Origin of the sequence: Nonomuraea sp. PA05, from assembly GCF_008086045.1 — a bacterium.
GTDB classification, from domain to species: domain Bacteria; phylum Actinomycetota; class Actinomycetes; order Streptosporangiales; family Streptosporangiaceae; genus Nonomuraea; species Nonomuraea monospora.
Genome location: NZ_VSEY01000016.1, coordinates 123,362 through 141,880, shown reverse-complemented (window position 1 = coordinate 141,880; position 18,519 = coordinate 123,362). Strand labels below are relative to the sequence as shown.

General features: G+C 70.3%; 17 protein-coding genes and 1 tRNA gene. 17 read left to right on the top strand and 1 reads right to left on the bottom strand.

Translation table 11 applies throughout. The features are described from left to right. Positions 1-30: 30 nt before the first annotated feature. Complete coding sequence (locus FXF51_RS25320) at positions 31-750, bottom strand: class I SAM-dependent methyltransferase (protein ID WP_148437147.1); 720 nt, start codon at positions 748-750, stop codon at positions 31-33. A 62-nt stretch (positions 751-812) separates the two neighbouring features. Between FXF51_RS25320 and FXF51_RS25315 the strand changes: the two genes are divergently transcribed. The 17 genes from FXF51_RS25315 to FXF51_RS25235 all read left to right on the top strand — a co-directional run bounded on the left by FXF51_RS25315 (position 813) and on the right by FXF51_RS25235 (position 18,367). After that, the gene (locus FXF51_RS25315; protein WP_148437146.1) at positions 813-1,175 is read left to right on the top strand and encodes a signal peptidase I; all 363 of its coding nucleotides are present in this window, start codon (positions 813-815) and stop codon (positions 1,173-1,175) included. Positions 1,176-1,267: 92 nt separating this feature from the next. After that, the gene (mfd, locus tag FXF51_RS25310) at positions 1,268-4,756 is read left to right on the top strand and encodes a transcription-repair coupling factor (RefSeq protein ID WP_148437145.1); all 3,489 of its coding nucleotides are present in this window, start codon (positions 1,268-1,270) and stop codon (positions 4,754-4,756) included. A 30-nt stretch (positions 4,757-4,786) separates the two neighbouring features. Continuing rightward, the gene (locus FXF51_RS25305) at positions 4,787-5,389 is read left to right on the top strand and encodes a SurA N-terminal domain-containing protein (protein WP_148437144.1); all 603 of its coding nucleotides are present in this window, start codon (positions 4,787-4,789) and stop codon (positions 5,387-5,389) included. 2 nt (positions 5,390-5,391) lie between these two features. Then, positions 5,392-6,327 (top strand): MazG family protein, encoded by a 936-nt coding sequence (locus FXF51_RS25300; protein WP_148437143.1) that lies wholly within the window; start codon positions 5,392-5,394, stop codon positions 6,325-6,327. A gap of 25 nt (positions 6,328-6,352) precedes the next feature. Next, positions 6,353-8,341, top strand: coding sequence for a WD40 repeat domain-containing serine/threonine protein kinase (locus FXF51_RS25295; protein ID WP_148437142.1), 1,989 nt, complete (start codon positions 6,353-6,355; stop codon positions 8,339-8,341). A gap of 106 nt (positions 8,342-8,447) precedes the next feature. Next, a complete protein-coding gene (gene eno / locus FXF51_RS25290; RefSeq protein WP_148437141.1) occupies positions 8,448-9,725 on the top strand; it encodes a phosphopyruvate hydratase in 1,278 nt (425 codons plus the stop codon). 66 nt (positions 9,726-9,791) lie between these two features. Beyond that, positions 9,792-10,208, top strand: a complete 417-nt coding sequence (locus FXF51_RS25285) for an FtsB family cell division protein (protein ID WP_148437140.1) — start codon at positions 9,792-9,794, stop codon at positions 10,206-10,208. Beyond that, positions 10,198-10,686: a DUF501 domain-containing protein gene (locus FXF51_RS25280; RefSeq protein ID WP_148437245.1), complete on the top strand. Its 489-nt coding sequence runs from the start codon at positions 10,198-10,200 to the stop codon at positions 10,684-10,686. The genes FXF51_RS25285 and FXF51_RS25280 overlap by 11 nt, the downstream gene beginning before the upstream one ends. Then, entirely contained in the window at positions 10,677-11,630 is a 954-nt protein-coding gene (locus FXF51_RS25275) for a Ppx/GppA phosphatase family protein (RefSeq protein WP_148437139.1), read from the top strand. The genes FXF51_RS25280 and FXF51_RS25275 overlap by 10 nt, the downstream gene beginning before the upstream one ends. Before the next feature lie 168 nt (positions 11,631-11,798). Beyond that, complete coding sequence (locus FXF51_RS25270; protein ID WP_148437138.1) at positions 11,799-12,941, top strand: hypothetical protein; 1,143 nt, start codon at positions 11,799-11,801, stop codon at positions 12,939-12,941. 83 nt (positions 12,942-13,024) lie between these two features. Then, positions 13,025-13,342 carry a PadR family transcriptional regulator gene (locus FXF51_RS62760; RefSeq protein ID WP_262379823.1) on the top strand — a complete coding sequence of 106 codons (318 nt, stop codon included), beginning with the start codon at positions 13,025-13,027 and terminating at the stop codon, positions 13,340-13,342. Between the two features lie 299 nt (positions 13,343-13,641). Then, positions 13,642-14,436 carry a uracil-DNA glycosylase gene (locus FXF51_RS25260; RefSeq protein ID WP_148437137.1) on the top strand — a complete coding sequence of 265 codons (795 nt, stop codon included), beginning with the start codon at positions 13,642-13,644 and terminating at the stop codon, positions 14,434-14,436. Positions 14,437-14,531: 95 nt separating this feature from the next. After that, positions 14,532-15,848, top strand: a complete 1,317-nt coding sequence (locus tag FXF51_RS25255; RefSeq protein ID WP_148437136.1) for an NAD(P)/FAD-dependent oxidoreductase — start codon at positions 14,532-14,534, stop codon at positions 15,846-15,848. An 80-nt stretch (positions 15,849-15,928) separates the two neighbouring features. Continuing rightward, complete coding sequence (locus tag FXF51_RS25250) at positions 15,929-16,441, top strand: glycine cleavage system protein R (protein ID WP_148437135.1); 513 nt, start codon at positions 15,929-15,931, stop codon at positions 16,439-16,441. Next, positions 16,438-16,962, top strand: a complete 525-nt coding sequence (locus FXF51_RS25245; RefSeq protein WP_148437134.1) for a peptide deformylase — start codon at positions 16,438-16,440, stop codon at positions 16,960-16,962. Before FXF51_RS25250 ends, FXF51_RS25245 begins: the two co-directional genes overlap by 4 nt. A 49-nt stretch (positions 16,963-17,011) precedes the next feature. Further along, positions 17,012-17,084: transfer RNA gene (locus FXF51_RS25240), tRNA-Leu, on the top strand. A 488-nt stretch (positions 17,085-17,572) separates the two neighbouring features. Beyond that, a complete protein-coding gene (locus FXF51_RS25235; protein ID WP_148437133.1) occupies positions 17,573-18,367 on the top strand; it encodes a Bax inhibitor-1/YccA family protein in 795 nt (264 codons plus the stop codon). Positions 18,368-18,519: the final 152 nt, after the last annotated feature.

Sequence of the window (18,519 nt, the reverse complement as noted above, 5' to 3'; positions counted from 1 at the left end):
CTCCTGGGGCCACTGGGGCCCCGGAGCCCGTCACAGCCGCCGCGCGAAGTGGTGCTGCGGCTTCCTGATCACCATGGTGATCTCGTCGTGCGAGGCCGGGAAGTATCCGCTGGTCAGCTTGGAGACCAGCGCCACGGCCGCGGCGCCGATCCGGCGCGAACGGGCGGGCCCGCTCAGGTTCCGCTCGTCATCGGTGATCATCAGACCGCGGCTCAGACAGAACGCGTGCAGCCCGTCGCTGGAGGCCAGCGGCTCGTACACGGCGGGCAGCGGCCCGGGAACGCCGGGACGCACCAGGCCGCGCCACAGCAGGCGGCGCAGCCATCCAGGCGTGAGCCGGTCGAGCAGCCCGTACGCCGACCTCCTGTCGCGCACCCGCAGCAGCACCAGCCCGCCCGGCCGCAGCGACTGCAGCAGCCGGTCGAGGACCAGCTCGGCGTGGCGCACCCGCTCCAGCAGGAACGACAGCTGGATGATGTCGAAGCCGCGCGGCGGCAGCGGCACCGAGCGCAGGTCGCCCAGCGACCATGTGACGAGGTCCGCCCTTTCCTCCAGCACCCGCCGGATCGCCGGATGATCCTCGTCCGCCCCTGTGGCCCTGGTCTCGATGTGCTCGAGCACCAGCGGCTCGTCGTGGGCGCACCCGGCGACCAGCACGTCCAGCCGCCTCATCGGTTGCCCGGCAACGTGCTCGCGGACCCGCTGACCGAAGAGGTCGCCTCGCTGGGCGACCGATCGCACCTCAGACATATGACCTACAGTAGTCAACCGCTCCCCTTCCGTAATGCATTTCCCTGCTAGCGTCCTGCCCCGTGAACGATCGGATCTACGTGGGGAACGCGGGCGTGGACGCCGCGGGCGACCGCGGGTGGCTGCTCGGGCATTTCAAACCCCCTGGCGATCCAAGACACAGTGAAGACGTCGAGATCAAGTGGGGTGTGCACCCGCCAGGCGACGAGCGGCTGGAGTGGGTGAAGGGCGAGGCGCGCACCGCGTTGCTCGTGCTGATCAGCGGCCGGTTCCGGGTGGAACTGCCGGGACGCAGCGTGTTGCTGTCCGTCCCTGGCGACTACGTGGTGTGGGGCAAGGGCGTCGACCATTCCTGGCGGGCGGAGGAGGCTTCGACGGTGCTGACCGTGCGCTGGCCTTCCGTGCCTGGTTATCGAGTTGGCTGAGCCGCTGCGGCGAGTAGGCTGAGAAGAGACCCCCGCGACCTGACACGGCCGGGGGTAATCGTGTTGCCGTCGTGGGGCTGTGGGCGTATCTGATGAGTCTTTCCGGGCTACTTGACCTTGTTCGCGCCGACCCGAAACTGTCCGCCGCTCTGGAGGAGGGCGGCGACGTCTCGCTGATCGCGCCGTCCGCGCTGCGCCCGTTCGGCGTGGCCGCGCTGACCGCGCATGACCAGCGCACCGTGCTCGCCGTCACCGCCACAGGCCGCGAGGCCGAAGACCTCGCCGCCGCGCTTACGAGCCTGATCGAGCCCAGCTCCGTGGCCGTGTTCCCGGCCTGGGAGACGCTGCCGCACGAGCGGCTCTCGCCGCGCAGCGACACCGTCGGCCAGCGGCTGGCGGTGCTGCGCAGGCTGGCGCACCCGGTCAAGGGCGACACCGCCGCCGGGCCGCTCAGCGTGATCGTGGCCCCCGTGCGCGCCTTGCTGCAGCCGGTCGTCAAGGGGCTGGGCGACCTGGAGCCCATCCGGCTGCGCGCCGGCGACGACGCCGACCTCGACGACGTCGTGGACAACCTGGTCGGCAACGGCTACCACCGCGTGGACATGGTGGAGAAGCGCGGCGAGGTGGCCGTCAGGGGCGGGCTGCTCGACGTGTTCCCGCCCACCGAGGAGCACCCGCTGCGGCTGGAGTTCTGGGGCGACACGGTCGAGGAGATCCGCTGGTTCAAGGTGGGCGACCAGCGCTCGCTGGAGGCGGCGGAGGACGGGCTGTTCGCGCCGCCGTGCCGGGAGCTGCTGCTCACCGGCGAGGTGCGGGCGCGGGCCAGGGAGCTGGCTGAGGAGCACCCGGCGCTGGCCGAGGTGCTCGACCAGCTCGCCGAGGGCCTGCCGGTCGAGGGCATGGAGGCGTTCGCGCCCGTGCTGGCGGGGGAGATGGACCTGCTGCTCGACCACCTGCCGATCAGGTCCGCGGTGTTCGTGTGCGACCCCGAGCGGATCAGGGGCAGGGCCGAGGAGCTCGTACGCACCTCGCAGGAGTTCCTCGAAGCCTCCTGGATCAACGCGGCGGCCGGCGGCGAGGCGCCGATCGACCTCGGCGCGGCCGCGTTCCGCACGCTGGAGGAGATCCGCGAGCACGCCGACGCGCTGGGCCAGCCCTGGTGGACGATGGCGCCGTTCGGCGGCGGCGTCGAGCTGGACGCCCAGGACTCCGAGGCCTACCGCGGCGACACCGCCAAGGCGCTGGCCGACATCAAGGGCTGGCTGGCCGACGACAAGGCCGTCGTGCTGCTCAGCGAGGGCCACGGCCCGGCCGAGCGCATGGTCGAGCTGCTCAAGGGCGTCGACGTGCCGGCCAGGCTCCAGCAGTACCTGGACAAGGCGCCGGAGCCCAAGGTCGTGCACGTCACGACCGGCCTGATCGAGCACGGCTTCATCACGCCCGGCCTGGCCGTGCTCACCCACCTCGACCTGGTCGGCCAGAAGGCCTCCACCAAGGACATGCGGCGCCTGCCCTCCCGCCGCCGCAACATGGTCGACCCGCTGCAGCTCAAGGTCGGCGACCACGTGGTGCACGAGCAGCACGGCGTCGGCCGCTACATCGAGATGGTGCAGCGCACCGTGCAGGGCGCCACCCGCGAGTACCTGGTCATCGAGTACGCCAAGGGCGACCGCCTCTACGTGCCCACCGACCAGCTCGACGAGGTCACCCGCTACGTCGGCGGCGAGGCGCCCACGCTCAACCGCATGGGCGGCGCCGACTGGGCCAAGGCCAAGTCGCGGGCCAAGAAGGCCGTCAAGGAGATCGCGGGCGAGCTGATCAGGCTCTACTCCGCCCGCATGGCCTCGCCCGGCCACGCCTTCGGCGCCGACACGCCGTGGCAGCGGGAGATGGAGGACGCCTTCCCCTACGCCGAGACAGGCGACCAGCTCGAAGCCATCGACGAGGTCAAGCGCGACATGGAGCGCGGCGTCCCGATGGACAGGCTGATCTGCGGCGACGTGGGCTACGGCAAGACCGAGATCGCGGTGCGGGCGGCGTTCAAGGCGGTGCAGGACGGCAAGCAGGTCGCGGTGCTGGTGCCCACGACGCTGCTGGTGCAGCAGCACATGTCCACCTTCGCCGAGCGCTTCTCCAGCTTCCCCGTCGCGATCAAGCCGGTCTCCCGGTTCCAGACCGACGGCGAGGTCAAGGGCACCCTCGAAGGGCTGCGCTCCGGCGCGGTGGACGTCGTGATCGGCACCCACCGGCTGCTCAGCCCCGAGGTCAGGTTCAAGGACCTGGGGCTGATCATCATCGACGAGGAGCAGCGGTTCGGCGTCGAGCACAAGGAGGCCATGAAGCACCTGCGCACGCAGGTGGACGTGCTGGCCATGTCGGCCACGCCGATCCCGCGCACGCTGGAGATGGGTCTCACCGGCATCCGCGAGATGTCCACGATCCTCACGCCGCCGGAGGAACGGCATCCGATCCTCACGTTCGTCGGGCCGTACGAGGAGAAGCAGATCGGCGCGGCGATCCGGCGCGAGCTGATGCGTGACGGGCAGATCTTCTTCGTGCACAACCGGGTGGCCTCGATCAACAAGGTCGCCGCGCGGCTGCGTGAGCTGGTGCCGGAGGCGCGCATCGCGGTGGCGCACGGGCAGATGAACGAGCACCAGCTCGAAAAGATCATGGTGGGGTTCTGGGAGCGGGAGTACGACCTGCTCGTCTCCACCACGATCGTCGAGTCCGGCCTCGACGTGCCCAACGCCAACACGCTCATCGTCGACCGGGCCGACAACTACGGCCTGTCGCAGCTCCACCAGCTTCGCGGCCGGGTCGGGCGAGGCAGGGAGCGCGGGTACGCCTACTTCCTCTACCCGCCGGAGAAGCCGCTGACCGAGACCGCGCACGAGCGGCTCGCCACCATCTCGCAGCACACCGAGATGGGCGCGGGCATGTACGTCGCGATGAAGGACCTGGAGATCCGCGGCGCCGGCAACGTGCTGGGCGCCGAGCAGTCCGGCTTCATCGCGGGCGTCGGCTTCGACCTGTACGTCCGGCTCATGGCCGAGGCCGTGCAGGAGCAGAAGGCCAAGCTGTCGGGCGCCGAGGTGCAGGAGGAGCAGCAGGACGTCAAGGTCGAGCTGCCGATCAACGCGCACATCCCGCACGACTACGTGACCTCCGAGCGGCTGCGGCTGGAGGCGTACAAGCGGATCGCCGCCATCGCCTCCGAGACGCACATCGAGGAGGTGCGCGAGGAGCTGACCGACCGCTACGGCAAGCCGCCGATGGAGGTGGACAACCTCCTGGAGGTCGCCAGGTTCCGGATCAGGGCCCGCGCCGCCGGGCTCACCGACGTCACCCTGCAAGGTCAGAACATCAAGTTCGGCCCGGCCAGGCTCAGGGAGTCGCAGCAGGTACGCCTGGACCGCCTGTACAAGAAGGCGATCTACAAGCAGGCCGCCGAGACCCTGCTGGTGCCGATCCCCAAGACCAAGCCCCTCGGCGGGCAGCCGCTGCGCGACCTCGACCTGCTCAAATGGTGCGGGGACCTGGTCGAGGCGATGTTCCTCGAGCCCGCACGGGTAAGCTAGCGGCGGTTTTCTGGTCGGAAAGGGACGTACGTGAAATCGATACGAGTGGCCGTGGCCGCCGCTGCGGTGGTCGCGGCGCTGACCGCCTGCTCCTCTCCCATGCAGGCCGGGGCCGCGGCCGTGGTCGGGAACGAGCGCATCTCGATGAGCAAGCTGAACGCTGACACGCAGGCCTACCTGGCCGCGCTGAAGAAGGCGCAGCTCGACGAGTCGGCGCTCGGCGTGCCGGCCAACCAGGCCGTGCTGCAGCGCCTGGTCAACGTGAGCGTGTCCAAGCAGCTCATGGACCGCCACAAGGTGCAGGTGAGCGAGACCGAGGTCGACACCGCGCTCAAGGACCCCGGCCAGTTCCAGTCGGCCGAGATCAACCTGCTGGCCAACGGCGTCGCGCCGGGCGACGCCCGCGACTACGCGCGCGCCATGGTCGGCCTGACCAAGCTGCAGCAGCAGTTCGGCGGCCAGGCCGGGCAGGAGAAGCTGATCCAGGAGTTCACCTCCATCAAGCCGGTCTTCAACCCGCGCTTCGGCACGCTCAACGCGCAGCGGTCCGAGCAGAACCCGGCCCTGTTCGTCGACACCGGCAGGTTCGGCAAGCTCACGCAGCAGCAGGCGCAGCAGCCGGCCCAGGGCTGACCGTGCCGCTGATCGTCGTCACCACCTCGCCCAGGGTCGCGCCTGGCCTGCTGAGCCACCAGGCCTGGCAGGCGCTGCGCTCCGGCCCCGTCCTCACCGGCTCAGGCTCGCACCCGCAGCTTCCCTACCTGGCCGAGGCCGGCGTCGAGGTCGAGGTCGTCGAGCCCGACGCGCGGGCGCTGGCCGTGCGCGCGGCGGGCGAGACCGTGGTCTGGCTGTCGGAGCAGGACGGCGAGGACTTCATGCGCGCCGTCGGGCACGCCGCCGTCGCGCTCGACGAGCCGCCGCTCATCGAGGTCGTGCCAGGGTCGTACGACCTGCCGGGGGCGCGGGTGCTCGACCTGGTGGCGGTGATGGAACGGCTGCGCACCGAATGCCCGTGGGACCGCAAGCAGACGCACGAGACGCTCGTGCCGTACCTGCTGGAAGAGGCCTACGAGGTACTGGAGACGATCGAGCAGGGCGACTACCCGGCGCTCCGCGAGGAGCTCGGCGACCTGCTGCTGCAGGTCGTCTTCCACGCGCGGGTCGCCGAGGGCTTCGACATGGACGACGTGGCCGCCGGGATCGTCGAGAAGCTCGTCCGCCGCCATCCCCACGTGTTCGGCTCGGTGCGCGCCGAGAGCGCCGACGAGGTCAACGACAACTGGGAAGCGATCAAGGCCGCCGAGCGGGCCGCCAAGGGCCGCGAGTCGGTGCTCGACGGGGTGCCCATGGGGCAGCCGGCGCTGTCGCTGGCCGCGCAGCTCATGCGCAGGGCCGAGCGGGCAGGGGCGCCCGGGTCGCTGTCGGCCGCCATCGGGCAGGGGGTCGCGCGGGAGCTGTTCGACCTGGTCCGGCGGGCCGCCGAGGCCGGGCTGGACGCGGAGGCGGAGCTGCGGGCCGCGGCGCGCACCTACCGCGACCGGGTCCGTACGTGGGAGTCCACGACCGGCTGAGGCTGTTACCCAGGGGGACTTTTCGGTGGAGCTGAGACGGCTGCACTCGGGGGAGCCGCGGCACGTGGCGGGCTACCGCCTGCTCGGCGGGCTCGGCGACGGCGGGCAGGGCTCCGTCTTCCTCGCGCGCGACTCCTCGGGCACCCGCGTGGCCGTCAAGATGCTGCACACGCGGCTGCTGGGCAACGCCAGGGCCGAGCGGCGCTTCCTGCGGGAGAGCGCCATCGCGGCGGGCGTCGCCGGGTTCTGCACGGCCAGGGTGCTGGACAGCGGCGTCGTCGAAGGGCGCCCGTACATCGTCAGCGAGTTCATCGAAGGGCCCTCACTGCACGACCAGGTCGCGGGCGGCGGGGCGCTGTCCGGGGGCGAGCTGGAACGCCTGGCCGTCGGGACCGTCACCGCGCTGACCGCCATCCACGGCGCCGGGATCGTGCACCGCGACTTCAAGCCCAGCAACATCCTGATGGGGCCCGACGGGCCGCGGGTGATCGACTTCGGGATCGCCAAGGGCATGGACGCCTCGACGACGTCCAGCAGCGTGGTCGGCACGCCCGGGTTCATGGCGCCCGAGCAGATCGCCGGGGAGAGTGTGACGGCGGCGACGGACGTCTTCAGCTGGGCCTCGACGATGGGGTTCGCGGGGACGGGGGAGCCGCTGTTCGGGCGCGACTCGATCCCGGCCGTGATGCACCGCATCCTGAACGCCGAGCCTGATCTGGACGGGGTGGCCGAGCCGCTGCGGTCGGTGTTACGGGCCTGCCTGGCCAAGGAGCCCGGGGCGCGGCCGACGGCGGACGACGTGCTGATGCGGCTGCTGGGTCGCCACGCCGCCACCGCCCCCATGCCTGCCGTCACCGGGCCCGTCCCGGCGAGCACGGCCCCCATGCCCGCGGTCGGCACGGCGCCCCTGCCCCCGGTGAGCGACCCCATGGTGAGCGACCCCTGGGTGAGCGATCCCATGGTGAGCGACCCCATGGTGAGCGACCCCATGGTGAGTGGCCCGCCCTCCGAGAGAACCAGGCGGCTGGCCATCGCGGGCATCGGCGCCCTGCTGGCCGCCGGCCTGGCGATCGGCCTGCTGTGGCGGGGCTGGGCGGCGTCCGGCGGCGACGACACAACGCCGCGCGCGTCGGCGAGCGCGACGTACGGGGTCGAGCTGGGCCTCGCGTTCGGGCCGCCCGAGGGCGCGGACATCGCGGCGATGGCGATCGGGCACCACCGCGGCACCCCCGTGGTCGCCTACGCCGACCGCAAGGACAACTCGATCAACGTGTGGGACGCCAGGGGCGGCAAGCGGCTGGGCAGGCTGGCCGACCCCGGCGAAGGGCCCGTCCTCTCGCTGGGACTGGCCCTGGTCGGCGGCAAGCAGACCGTCGTCTGGACCGGCGCCGACGGCCGCCTGCGGCGCTGGGAGATCGGCCGGCCGAAGCAGGGCGCCTGGCACAGCGGTTGCGCGTCGGACGCCGTCATGGGCCTGGGCACCTGGCGCGGCCACGCGGTCGCCGTGGTCGGCTGCCCCGACGGCAAGGTCGAGACGGTCGACCTGGTCACGGACGACCTCGTCGGCGACGTCCAGAACGTGTCCGCCCCCGTCAACGCGGTGGCGTGGCACGAGGGGAACGGCCGGCCGCTCATCGGCACCGACGACGGCGTCCTCGGCGGCGGCCGGCGCGTCGTCGCCGAGGGCCGCGTCAGCTCGCTGACCACGTTGGGGAACGACCTGGCCGCCGTCACGTCCGGCACCACCACGGGCCTGTACGACCTGAGCACCGGAGAGCTCGTCCGCTCGCTCGCCACGGGAGGGAAGGCCGTCGGCGGCACCACGGCCGGGGGACGCAGGATGATCGCCGCCGGTTCCGGTGGCGTCAGCGTGTGGAACGCCGACGCCGGCACCCGGCTGGGCCGCCTGCTCGGCTCGGACGCGGACGTGACGTCACTGGCGGTGGGCGACGGCCTCCTCGTCGCGCAGACCGCCGGCCGCCTCAGAGCCTGGAGCCTGACGGACGGCGCCTGACGGCGGCACCCGGAGGCCAGCCCGGCACCTGACCACACCCACCCCACGCGCAGCCGTACCGATAGGCTCTGATGGCATATCACCTTTCGATTTAGGAGCGCATCCCGTGGCTACCATCGAGGTCGTATACGCTCGCGAGATCCTCGACTCCCGGGGCAACCCCACGGTTGAGGTCGAGGTCGTGCTCGACGACGGCAGCAGCGGCCGCGCGGCCGTGCCGAGCGGAGCGTCCACCGGCCAGTTCGAGGCGGTCGAGCTGCGTGACGGCGGCAAGCGTTACGGCGGCAAGGGCGTGGAGAAGGCCGTTCTCGCCGTGACCGACGAGATCCAAGAGGAGATCAGCGGGATCGAGGCCGAGGACCAGCGCATCATTGACCAGATCATGATCGATCTGGACCGCATGCCCAACAAGGCCAAGCTCGGCGCCAACGCCATCCTGGGCGTCTCGCTGGCCGTGGCCAAGGCCGCCGCCGACAGCGCCGACCTGCCGCTGTTCCGCTACCTGGGCGGCCCGAACGCGCACGTGCTCCCCGTACCGATGATGAACATCCTCAACGGCGGCGCCCACGCCGACACGAACGTGGACATCCAGGAGTTCATGATCGCGCCGATCGGCGCGGAGTCGTTCCGCGAGGCCGTGCGCATGGGCACCGAGGTCTACCACGCGCTGAAGGCCGTGCTGAAGGAGAAGGGCTACGCCACGGGCCTGGGCGACGAGGGCGGCTTCGCGCCCAACCTGCCCTCCAACCGCGACGCGCTCGACCTGATCCTGGTCGCCGTCGAGAAGGCCGGCTACGTGCCGGGCGAGGACGTGGCGCTGGCGCTCGACGTGGCCGCCTCCGAGTTCCACAAGGACGGCGTCTACACGATCGACGGCAAGGGCCTGTCGGCGCAGGAGCTCATCGCGTTCTACGAGGACCTGGTCGCCAACTACCCGCTCGTCTCCATCGAGGACCCGCTCGACGAGGAGGACTGGGAGGGCTGGAAGGCCATCACCGCCTCGCTCGGCGACAAGGTGCAGCTCGTCGGCGACGACCTGTTCGTGACCAACCCCGAGCGGCTGGAGCGCGGCATCGAGCAGGGCGCGGCCAACGCGCTGCTGGTCAAGGTCAACCAGATCGGCACCCTGTCGGAGACGCTCGACGCGGTCGACCTGGCGCACCGCAGCGGCTACCGCTGCATGATGAGCCACCGCTCCGGCGAGACCGAGGACACGACGATCGCCGACCTCGCGGTGGCGGTCAACTGCGGCCAGATCAAGACCGGCGCGCCGGCCCGTTCCGACCGCGTGGCCAAGTACAACCAGCTTCTGCGCATCGAGGAGCTCCTCGATGACGCCGCCCGCTACGCGGGTCGCGCGGCTTTCCCGCGTTTCCGGCGCTAGTTTCGAGTACGGCTCGCGGCGCCCCGTAATCCGGCCGCGAGCCGTACTTGAGGGGGTGTGCAGCAATTGGCGAAAAGGCCGCAGCTCACCGGGAGGGCCGCCATCCTGGCCGTCGTGGTGTGCGCGATCGCGATGAGCCTGGCCTACCCTGTGCGCGAGTACATCAGCCTGCGCCGCAGCATCTCCGAGCTGCGCGCGGAGAAGGCCAGGGTCGAGGCGGAGAAGCAGGCCTTGCTGGCCCGTGACCGGCAGAGCGACGATCCGAACTGGATCAAGAAGACGGCCAAGGAACGGCTGCACTACTGCGGTCCGGGCGAGAAGTGCTATGTGGTGATGGAGCCCGAGCAGGGCAGGGAACAGACGGCCGTGAAACAGCCGGCCGCGGTGCCGCCGTGGTACGAGACGCTCTGGGAGTCGGTGGAGGCCGCCGACAAGGGCACCGGGCGGCGGGCGGTGACAGGGAAGGAAAGTGTTGGACAGTAAGGACGTCGAGGTCGTCGAGAAGCAGCTCGGCCGGCCGCCCAGAGGGCTGCGCGGGGTGGCGCACCGCTGCCCGTGCGGCAACCCCGACGTGGTGGAGACCGCGCCCCGGCTGCCCGACGGCTCGCCCTTCCCGACCCTGTACTACCTGACCTGCCCGAAGGCCGCCTCGGCCATCGGCACGCTGGAGGGCTCGGGCCTGATGCGGGAGATGCAGGCCAGGCTGGCCACCGACCCCGAGCTGGCGGCGGCCTACCGCAAGGCGCACGACGACTACGTCGCCAGGCGCGACGAGGCCGCCGAGCAGGAGGGGCTGGCGCCGCTCCCGCGTGACATGCAGAGCACGGGAGGCATGCCGGAGCGGGTCAAGTGCCTGCACGCGCTCGTGGCGCACGAGCTGGCGGCCCCCGGGGCGAACCCGTTCGGCAGGGAGGCGCTCGACGCCCTCCCCGACTGGTGGAGTGACGGACCATGCGTGTAGCCGCCATCGACTGCGGCACCAACTCCGTACGCCTGCTCATCGCCGACGTCGGCGAGAGCGAGCTGACGGACGTCGAGCGGCGGATGGAGATCGTCCGCCTGGGTGAGGGCGTCGACAGGACGGGCAGGCTCGCGCCGGACGCCCTGGCGCGCACGTTCAAGGCCATGCGCTCCTACCAGGAGCTGATCGAACGGCACGGCGCCGCCGCCACGCGCGTGGTGGCCACGAGCGCGACGCGCGACGCGGCGAACCGGGAGGAGTTCGTGGCGGGGGTGCGCGAGATCTTCGGCGTGGATCCCGAGGTGGTGTCGGGGGCCGAGGAGGCGGAGCTGTCGTTCACCGGCGCGACCAGGGGCCTGCTGCGCCTGTCGCCCGAGACGGAGGTGCCGCAGGGCCCGCTGCCGCCGTACCTGGTGGTGGACATCGGCGGCGGCTCCACCGAGTTCGTGGTCGGCGCCGAGCACGCGCAGGCGGCGCTGTCGGTGGACATCGGCTGCGTGCGCCTGACCGAGCGGCACCTGCGCGACGTGGGCGACCCGGCCCCGGCGCAGGCCCTGGAGGCTGTGGTGGCCGACGTCGAGGCGGCGCTCGATCGGGTGGAGGCCGAGGTCCCGGTGCGCGAGGCGCACACGCTCGTGGGCCTGGCGGGCTCGGTGACGACGATCGCGGGCATCGCGCTCGACCTGCCGGAGTACGACTCGGACCGCATCCACCACTCGCGGATCTCGGCCGAGCAGGTGCACGAGGTGACGCGGCGGCTGCTGGCGATGACCCATGGTGAGCGCGCCGAGGTGCCGGTGATGCATCCGGGCAGGGTTGACGTGATTGGCGCGGGTGCGCTAATTCTTGACCGGATCGTTCGTCGTTTCGCGTTTTCCCAGGTCGTGGTGAGCGAACACGACATCCTCGACGGAATCGCCTGGTCCCTCGCATCCACCACCTGAAGAAATCCGGACATTTCCGATCTGCGGGTCGTGTTGAGCGTGCATTCAGTATTGTGATTAGGTAAAGGGGCATTACGGGGGCTTTGCCATATCGCTGTGCGCGAAAGGCGCCGGCGTGGCGACCGTTCCCGAGCGCGTCTCTTCCCTCACGGAATGGAGCACTCTCACATGATGTCTGTTGGGTTAGCACGTAGGGCGGCCGCGTTCGGCGCGTCGGCTGTGGTGCTGGCCGGCCTGTCCGCGGGTCTGATGTCCAGCCCCGCCCAGGCGGCTACCAAGGCGGCGCCCAAGGTCTCGGTGTCCGCGCCGAAGGCCACGCCGGGCGACTATGAAGGTTCCTGCCCGACCAAGGTCAACTTCTCGGCCCAGATCAAGGTGCCCGTCAAGGGCAAGACGGAGCTGGCGTACCGGTGGCTCCACGGCGACGGGTCCAAGAGCAAGGTCAGCGTGATCAAGCTCAAGGGCAAGGGCGTCAAGACGGTGACGGTCAAGCAGGCCATCACCTTCAAGGAGAACGTCAAGGGCTGGGAGGCCGTTCAGGTCCTCGGGCCGAAGAAGGTCACCTCCAAGAAGGGGTACTTCTCCGTCTCCTGCAAGAAGCCGCAGGATGATGTGCGTACGCATCTGGACGTGTCGGTTTCGGCTCGTGCTTGGGCCAGCCCCAGCACGTACGCGGGCTCTTGCGACACCCGCTACGACAAGATCGACTTCACTGGCCTGATCAAGGTCGACCGGCCGTCGTGGGTGCGCTACCGCTGGGTCCTCAACGGCGACGTGGTGGACTACGGCAAGATCAAGGTGCGTGACGCCCGCAAGGTGGGCTTCGGCATCGCCCCGCGTCACAGCCAGCGTGGCTGGGCGCAGCTCCAGGTGCTGAGCCCGGACTCCACGTCCTCCAACAGGGCCTACTACAAGGTCTGGTGCAAGGACGAGCACGACGCTCCCAAGCCGCCGGAGCACCACGGCAAGGTGTCCGCCAGCGCCTCGGTGACGATGGACACCAGCTGCGTGGTCACCGCCGCCGGCAAGGTCACCTCGACGGGCCCCGGCCGGGTCAGCTACAGCTGGTCCGTCAACGGGCAGACCAAGGTGAGCGACGCCGTCGTCTTCGGACGTGGCGAGCACGAGAAGAGCCTCACCGCGCTGACCTTCGCGGCAGCCGAGGGAGAGGCCGCCAAGGGTGGCACCGTCACGCTCACGATCACCGGTCCGAACAACGGTGACGTGGTGACGCAGTCCTACCCCGCGTGTCAGAAGCCCGCTCCGGAGCCGGCGCCGTCGCAGACGGCTTCCGCTCCTGCCGGTGCCTGATTGACACGACACTGATCGGCTGAACCGGGTGGCTCCTTCGGGCGCCACCCGGTTTTTCCTGTGCCGCTATTGCTGCGCTTCGCGTGGACAGCAGCCAACTACTCAAAGGCGTCCTGGACCTGGCCGTCCTGGCCGTGCTCAACGACAGGGACGGCTACGGCTACGACGTCGTCCGCAGGCTCAGGGAAGCCGGCCTGCAAGAGGTCGGCGACGCCTCCGTCTACGGCACGCTGCGCCGCCTGTTCAAGGCAGGCGCCCTGACCTCATACGTGCCTTCTCGGCCACCATGGCGGCCCTGCTCAAGGAGGGACGATCATGACCCCCGCACAGGCCGTACGGGATGCTCTGTCCGCATCATCCCGAGCGTGAGGAGCTGCTGGAGGACCTCGACGATCACCTGACGGGCGGAGTCCGGGGCGCCGTTGGGTGATCGTCTGGCCCGGGGTGTACGCCGAGAAGCCGGCCTCCGCCTACGGGGAGCGGCCTGGGAGCGCCGGGAAGCGCCGTGTGGGGCCTCGCGCGTGGATCCTGGGGGGTGCATGCCCGGCTGACGGGAAACGGGCCCTATAGGGGCTTCACGCGCTTTCTGTCGGAGTCGTCCGTCGCCAGCCGCACGCCCGCACCCGAGCCGGCGTCCGAGTCCGCCGTGACCCGAATGCCCGCGCTGGAGCCCGGGCGCTGATCGGGCACCATCGGTGTCATGAGCTTCGTACCTCCTGGCACCGGCTGGCCCGACGACCCCGCGACCCCTGACACCCCGGTCGCGCTGGACCCCGCCGACGTCAGGCGGCTGGCCGCCGGGAGCGGCACCCTCGCGGAGCTGACGGCGCGGCAGTCGGTCTGCCGGGCGTGTCCGCGTCTGGTGGAGTGGCGTGAGGAGGTCGCCGAGGTGAAGCGGCGCATGTTCGCGGACGAGACGTACTGGGGGCGTCCCGTCCCCGGCTGGGGCGCGGAGGAGCCGCGGATCCTGCTGGTGGGGCTGGCGCCGGCGGCGCACGGGGGCAACAGGACGGGGCGGATCTTCACGGGCGACCGCAGCGGCGACTGGTTGTTCGCCTCGCTGCACCGTTGCGGGCTGGCGGCGCAGGAGACCAGCACGTACGCGGGAGACGGGCAGGAACTGCTCGGCACCCGGGTGGTGGCGTCGGTGCGGTGCGCGCCGCCCGCGAACAAGCCGCTGCCGGCGGAGAAGGCCGCGTGCTTCCCGTGGATGGCGCGGGAGGTGAGCCTGGTGGCGCCGTACGTGCGGGTGGTCGTGGCGCTCGGCGGGTTCGCCTGGCAGGCGATGTGGCCGGCGCTCAGGGAGGCGGGGTACGCGCTGCCGCGCAGCCGGCCGCCGTTCGGTCACGGGGCGGAGGTCGAGGTCGCGTACGGCGAGCGGCCGGTGACGCTGATCGGCTGCTACCACCCGAGCCAGCAGAACACCTTCACCGGCCGCGTCACCGCTCACATGCTGGACGAGATCTTCGAAAGGGCCAGGTCACTGGCTGTGTGACGCGTCCCACCACGTCTGGATTGGCTTCGCCGACGGCGCTTGACGTAGGCTTGTGAATGCTTTCACAAGCACTCCACGAGGGATGGGGCCTCAGGATGAACAAGCACATCTTGATCGTCGGCGGCGGATACGTCGGCCTTTACACAGCGCTGCGGCTGCAGCGCAAGCTCCACCGTGAGCTGCGCGGCGGCGAAGCCCGCATCACGATCATCGACCCCCAGTCCTACATGACCTACCAGCCGTTCCTGCCGGAGGCGGCCGCGGGCAACCTGTCGCCGCGCCACATGGTGGCCCCGCTGCGCCGGGTGCTGCCCAAGGTGCACATCCTGAACGGCACGGTGACGAAGGTCGACCACGCCGGCCGCAGCGTCACCTTCCAGCCCGCCGAGGGCGAGCCGCGGCAGGTGGCCTACGACGTGATCGTCATGGCGGCCGGCTCGATCTCGCGCACGCTGCCCATCCCCGGCCTGACCGACATCGGCATCGGCTTCAAGACCGTCGGTGAGGCGATCGCGCTGCGCAACCGCGTGCTGCACCTGCTCGACGTCGCCGAGTCCACCGACGACCCGGAGGTGCGGCGCAGGGCGCTGACGTTCGTGGTGGTCGGGGCCGGCTTCGCGGGCGTCGAGGCGCTGGCCGAGCTGGAGGACATGGCCAAGGACTCGACGCGCTACTACCGCAACATCAAGCCGTCGGACATCCGCTGGGTGCTGGTGGAGGCCACCAACCGGGTGCTGCCCGAGGTCGGCCCCGAGATGGGCAAGTGGACGCTGGAGCAGCTCCGTGAGCGCGGCATCGACGTCCGGCTCGACACCCGGCTGGAGTCCTGCGAGGGCGGGCACGTGGTGCTGTCGGACGGCGAGGAGTTCGACGCGGAGACGCTCGTGTGGACCGCGGGCGTCAAGCCCAGCCCCGTGGTGAACGACAGCGACCTGCCGCTGGACGAGCGCGGGCGGATCAAGGCCACCGCCATGCTCACCGTGGCGGGCACGCCCGGCGCCTTCACGGCCGGCGACGCCGCCGGGGTGCCGGACGTGACGAACCCCGGGCAGTACTGCGCGCCGAACGCCCAGCACGCGGTGCGCCAGGCCAAGGTGCTGGCCGACAACATCGTCCGCCACCTGCGCGGGCAGGAACTGGTCGAATACCGCCACAAGTACGTCGGATCGGTCGCCGGTCTCGGCCTGCATCAGGGCGTCGCCAATGTCTATGGCGTCAAGCTTCGCGGATTCCCTGCGTGGTTCATGCACCGGACCTACCATCTGTCGCGGGTGCCGACGCTGAACCGCAAGGTCCGTGTCGTCGTCGATTGGACCCTGGCCCTGTTCTTCAAGCGCGAGACGATCTCCCTGGGTGAGATGGAGCACCCGCGTGAGGGCTTCAGGGCCGCGGTGGCGACGACTCGCCGCTAGCCCAGGTACGGCAGCGCCCCGGCGAAGCTTCGCCGGGGCGTTCTCGGCGCCCCTGGTCGCAAGCGGAAGGGGTACCACGGGTGGGTCTTTCAGCGGTGACGGTGCTCGGCGTCGACCGGCCCGGCGTGATCGCCGCAGTCACCGGTTCGCTCGCCGACTGCGGGGCGAACATCCAGGACTCGACCATGACGTTGCTCGGCGGCCACGTCGCGATGATGCTGCTCGTCTCGGGCGAGCTGGACTCCGCGGAGCTCATGAAGCGGCTGGGCACGCCCGACCTGGTGGTGACGGCCTCGGCCATCGAGGCGCACCGGCACTTCTGCGGGGAGGGCGACGGCCTCGGCTACGTGCTGACCGTGCACGGCCCCGACCGGCCGGGCATCATCTCCGCCATCAGCGCGGTGCTCGCAGCGGACGGCGGCAACATCACCGGCATGAGCACCAGGCTCACCGGCCGCCTCTACGTGCTGATCGCCGACGTCGAGCTGCCCAAGCAGGTGGACGTGGCCGCGCTCATGCGCAGGCTGGCGGCCGTCGGCGCGACCCTCGACTCGGACATCACCTTCCGGCCTGTCGAACCGGACTTGCTGTGACCGGGCCAGGGGGTACGGCCCGCGAGGTGCTCGGCGCCCCGCACCCCCTCCTGTCCGCCGTGGCAGAGCCGGTGGACCCCACCGCCCCGGAAGTGGTCGCCGCCGCGGCCGATCTGCTGGCGACCCTGCGCCGCGCGCCCGCCACGACCGGGCTGGCGGCCCCCCAGATCGGCCTGAGCCTGCGGCTGATCGCCTTTGACGCCCGGCGCCACCCCCGGAGTAGGTCGTGGGCCGGAGAGCTCGTCGTGGCCAATCCACGGCTCGCCAGCGCGGCCCACTGGGACGACGGCCGCGAGGGGTGCGCGTCCATCACCGGACTGACCGCCGACGTACGCCGTGCGACGCGTATCACCGTACATGGGCATTTGCCAGGCACGGGCGAGGCCGTCACCATCGAAGCGGATGCCATCGAGGCTCGGTGCATTCAGCACCAACTCGACCATCTGGACGGTCTACTCTTCTTGGACAGAGTCCCGGGAGTGCTATCACTTCACCGCAGACTTCACACTTGTGACGCCTGATGCGAAGTTGTGCTCCTCGGAAGCATGGTCCGTTTCGTATGATTGCGGCGCCCCCGTAGCCCAATGGCAGAGGCAAACCCCTTAAAAGGGTTGACGTGCGGGTTCGAATCCCGCCGGGGGCACTTGCCAACTTATAGGCAATTTAGGTCTCTGACCTGGAGCTTTACCGCGGTTGCCGGATGGCCCCGAGCTGGGCACTCTGGGCCGATATCGAGTTGTTATGGAGTTGTCCTGTGATCGGACGCTCACTGCTGGTGAGAGCCGGGGCACCCCGATGCGTGAGCCGCCGTTCGCCCGCTCGAAAACTTTTCGTGCCATGACTGATATTGACAAGTCGCCGGTTTTCTTTCCGTGAATGGCTGACTACGCTTTACAACCGGGTTTTCGTCAGCGGAAAGGCCGGGCGCCCGGCGGAGGGCCGTCCGGCGCGCTCCCATGGCCCTCCGGGACGAGCCGTGCGAAGATTTCCGTGTCGCCCGGTGACCTGGGGAACTCGGGGGCGGGCACGTTCGTTGGGATCGGAGCCGAAGTCCCGAATGAACATCGATCTGAGCGTCAGTTGACCAAGGTGCCGGCGAGCCCCGTAGGCTCAGCGGCACAGGAGGCAGCGATGGAGAGCAAGAACCCCGTATTCAGCAGGTCGCGGCAGCAGGCCGCGGCGGGCTGGGCCGGCCCCACCCCGTCCCCCGACCAGCTGCAGAACATGTACGACCAGCCGTCGTACGCACCACCGTCCCGGCCGGCGTACCGGACCATGACGCTCGACGACGTCGTGGTCCGAGGGTTCATGACCCTCGGGGCGCTCGTCCTGGCCGCCGCCGCGGCCTGGTACCTCAACGTCCCGCCCGCGGTGGCCATCGGCGCCGCCGTGGTCGCGCTGGTGCTGGGCCTGATCGCCTCCTTCACGATGAGCACCAACCCGGCGCTCATCCTGGGGTACGCGATCGCCGAGGGCGTGTTCCTCGGCAAGATCAGCTCCGTTTTCGAGGGCATGGTCAGCGGCATCGTGATGCAGGCGGTGCTGGGCACAGCCTTCGCCTTCGGCGCGGTGCTGACCGTCTACGCCCTGCGCATCGTCCGGGTGACACCCAAGCTGGTGAAGTTCGTGATCGCCGCCGCGATCGCGGCCGTCGGGCTCATGCTCGTCAACCTGCTGGTGGGCCTGTTCAACGACGGCGGTCTCGGCCTGCGCACCGACACCCCGCTCGGCTGGATCTTCAGCATCGCGATGATCCTGCTCGGCTGCTTCTTCCTCCTGCTCGACTTCGACTCGATCGAGCAGGGCGTCAAGCAGGGCGCCCCGGCCAAGTTCGCCTGGCAGTGCGCGTTCGGCCTCACGCTGAGCCTGGTGTGGATCTACCTGGAGGTGCTGCGCTTCGTCAGCTACTTCAGCAGTAGCGACTAGTTCGGCTCACCGCGACCCCGTTGCGACACTGTCGCGACCCAGTCGCGACACCGCCGTGACATCAGGGAGGGCCTCGCCGTTCAGGCGGGGCCCTCTCGCTCTGCGACCGAAAATCTACCTGCCGTCACAGAATGATGCCGGACTTGGGGCTT

What these genes read in the sequence shown, in the direction of transcription:
- FXF51_RS25320 (WP_148437147.1), bottom strand. Translation starts at nt 750, where the DNA reads ATGTCTGAGGTGCGATCGGTCGCCCAGCGAGGCGACCTCTTCGGTCAG.
- FXF51_RS25235 (WP_148437133.1), top strand. Translation starts at nt 17,573, where the DNA reads ATGGAGAGCAAGAACCCCGTATTCAGCAGGTCGCGGCAGCAGGCCGCG.
- FXF51_RS25255 (WP_148437136.1), top strand. Translation starts at nt 14,532, where the DNA reads ATGAACAAGCACATCTTGATCGTCGGCGGCGGATACGTCGGCCTTTAC.
- FXF51_RS25260 (WP_148437137.1), top strand. Translation starts at nt 13,642, where the DNA reads ATGAGCTTCGTACCTCCTGGCACCGGCTGGCCCGACGACCCCGCGACC.
- FXF51_RS25275 (WP_148437139.1), top strand. Translation starts at nt 10,677, where the DNA reads ATGCGTGTAGCCGCCATCGACTGCGGCACCAACTCCGTACGCCTGCTC.
- FXF51_RS25270 (WP_148437138.1), top strand. Translation starts at nt 11,799, where the DNA reads ATGATGTCTGTTGGGTTAGCACGTAGGGCGGCCGCGTTCGGCGCGTCG.
- mfd (WP_148437145.1), top strand. Translation starts at nt 1,268, where the DNA reads ATGAGTCTTTCCGGGCTACTTGACCTTGTTCGCGCCGACCCGAAACTG.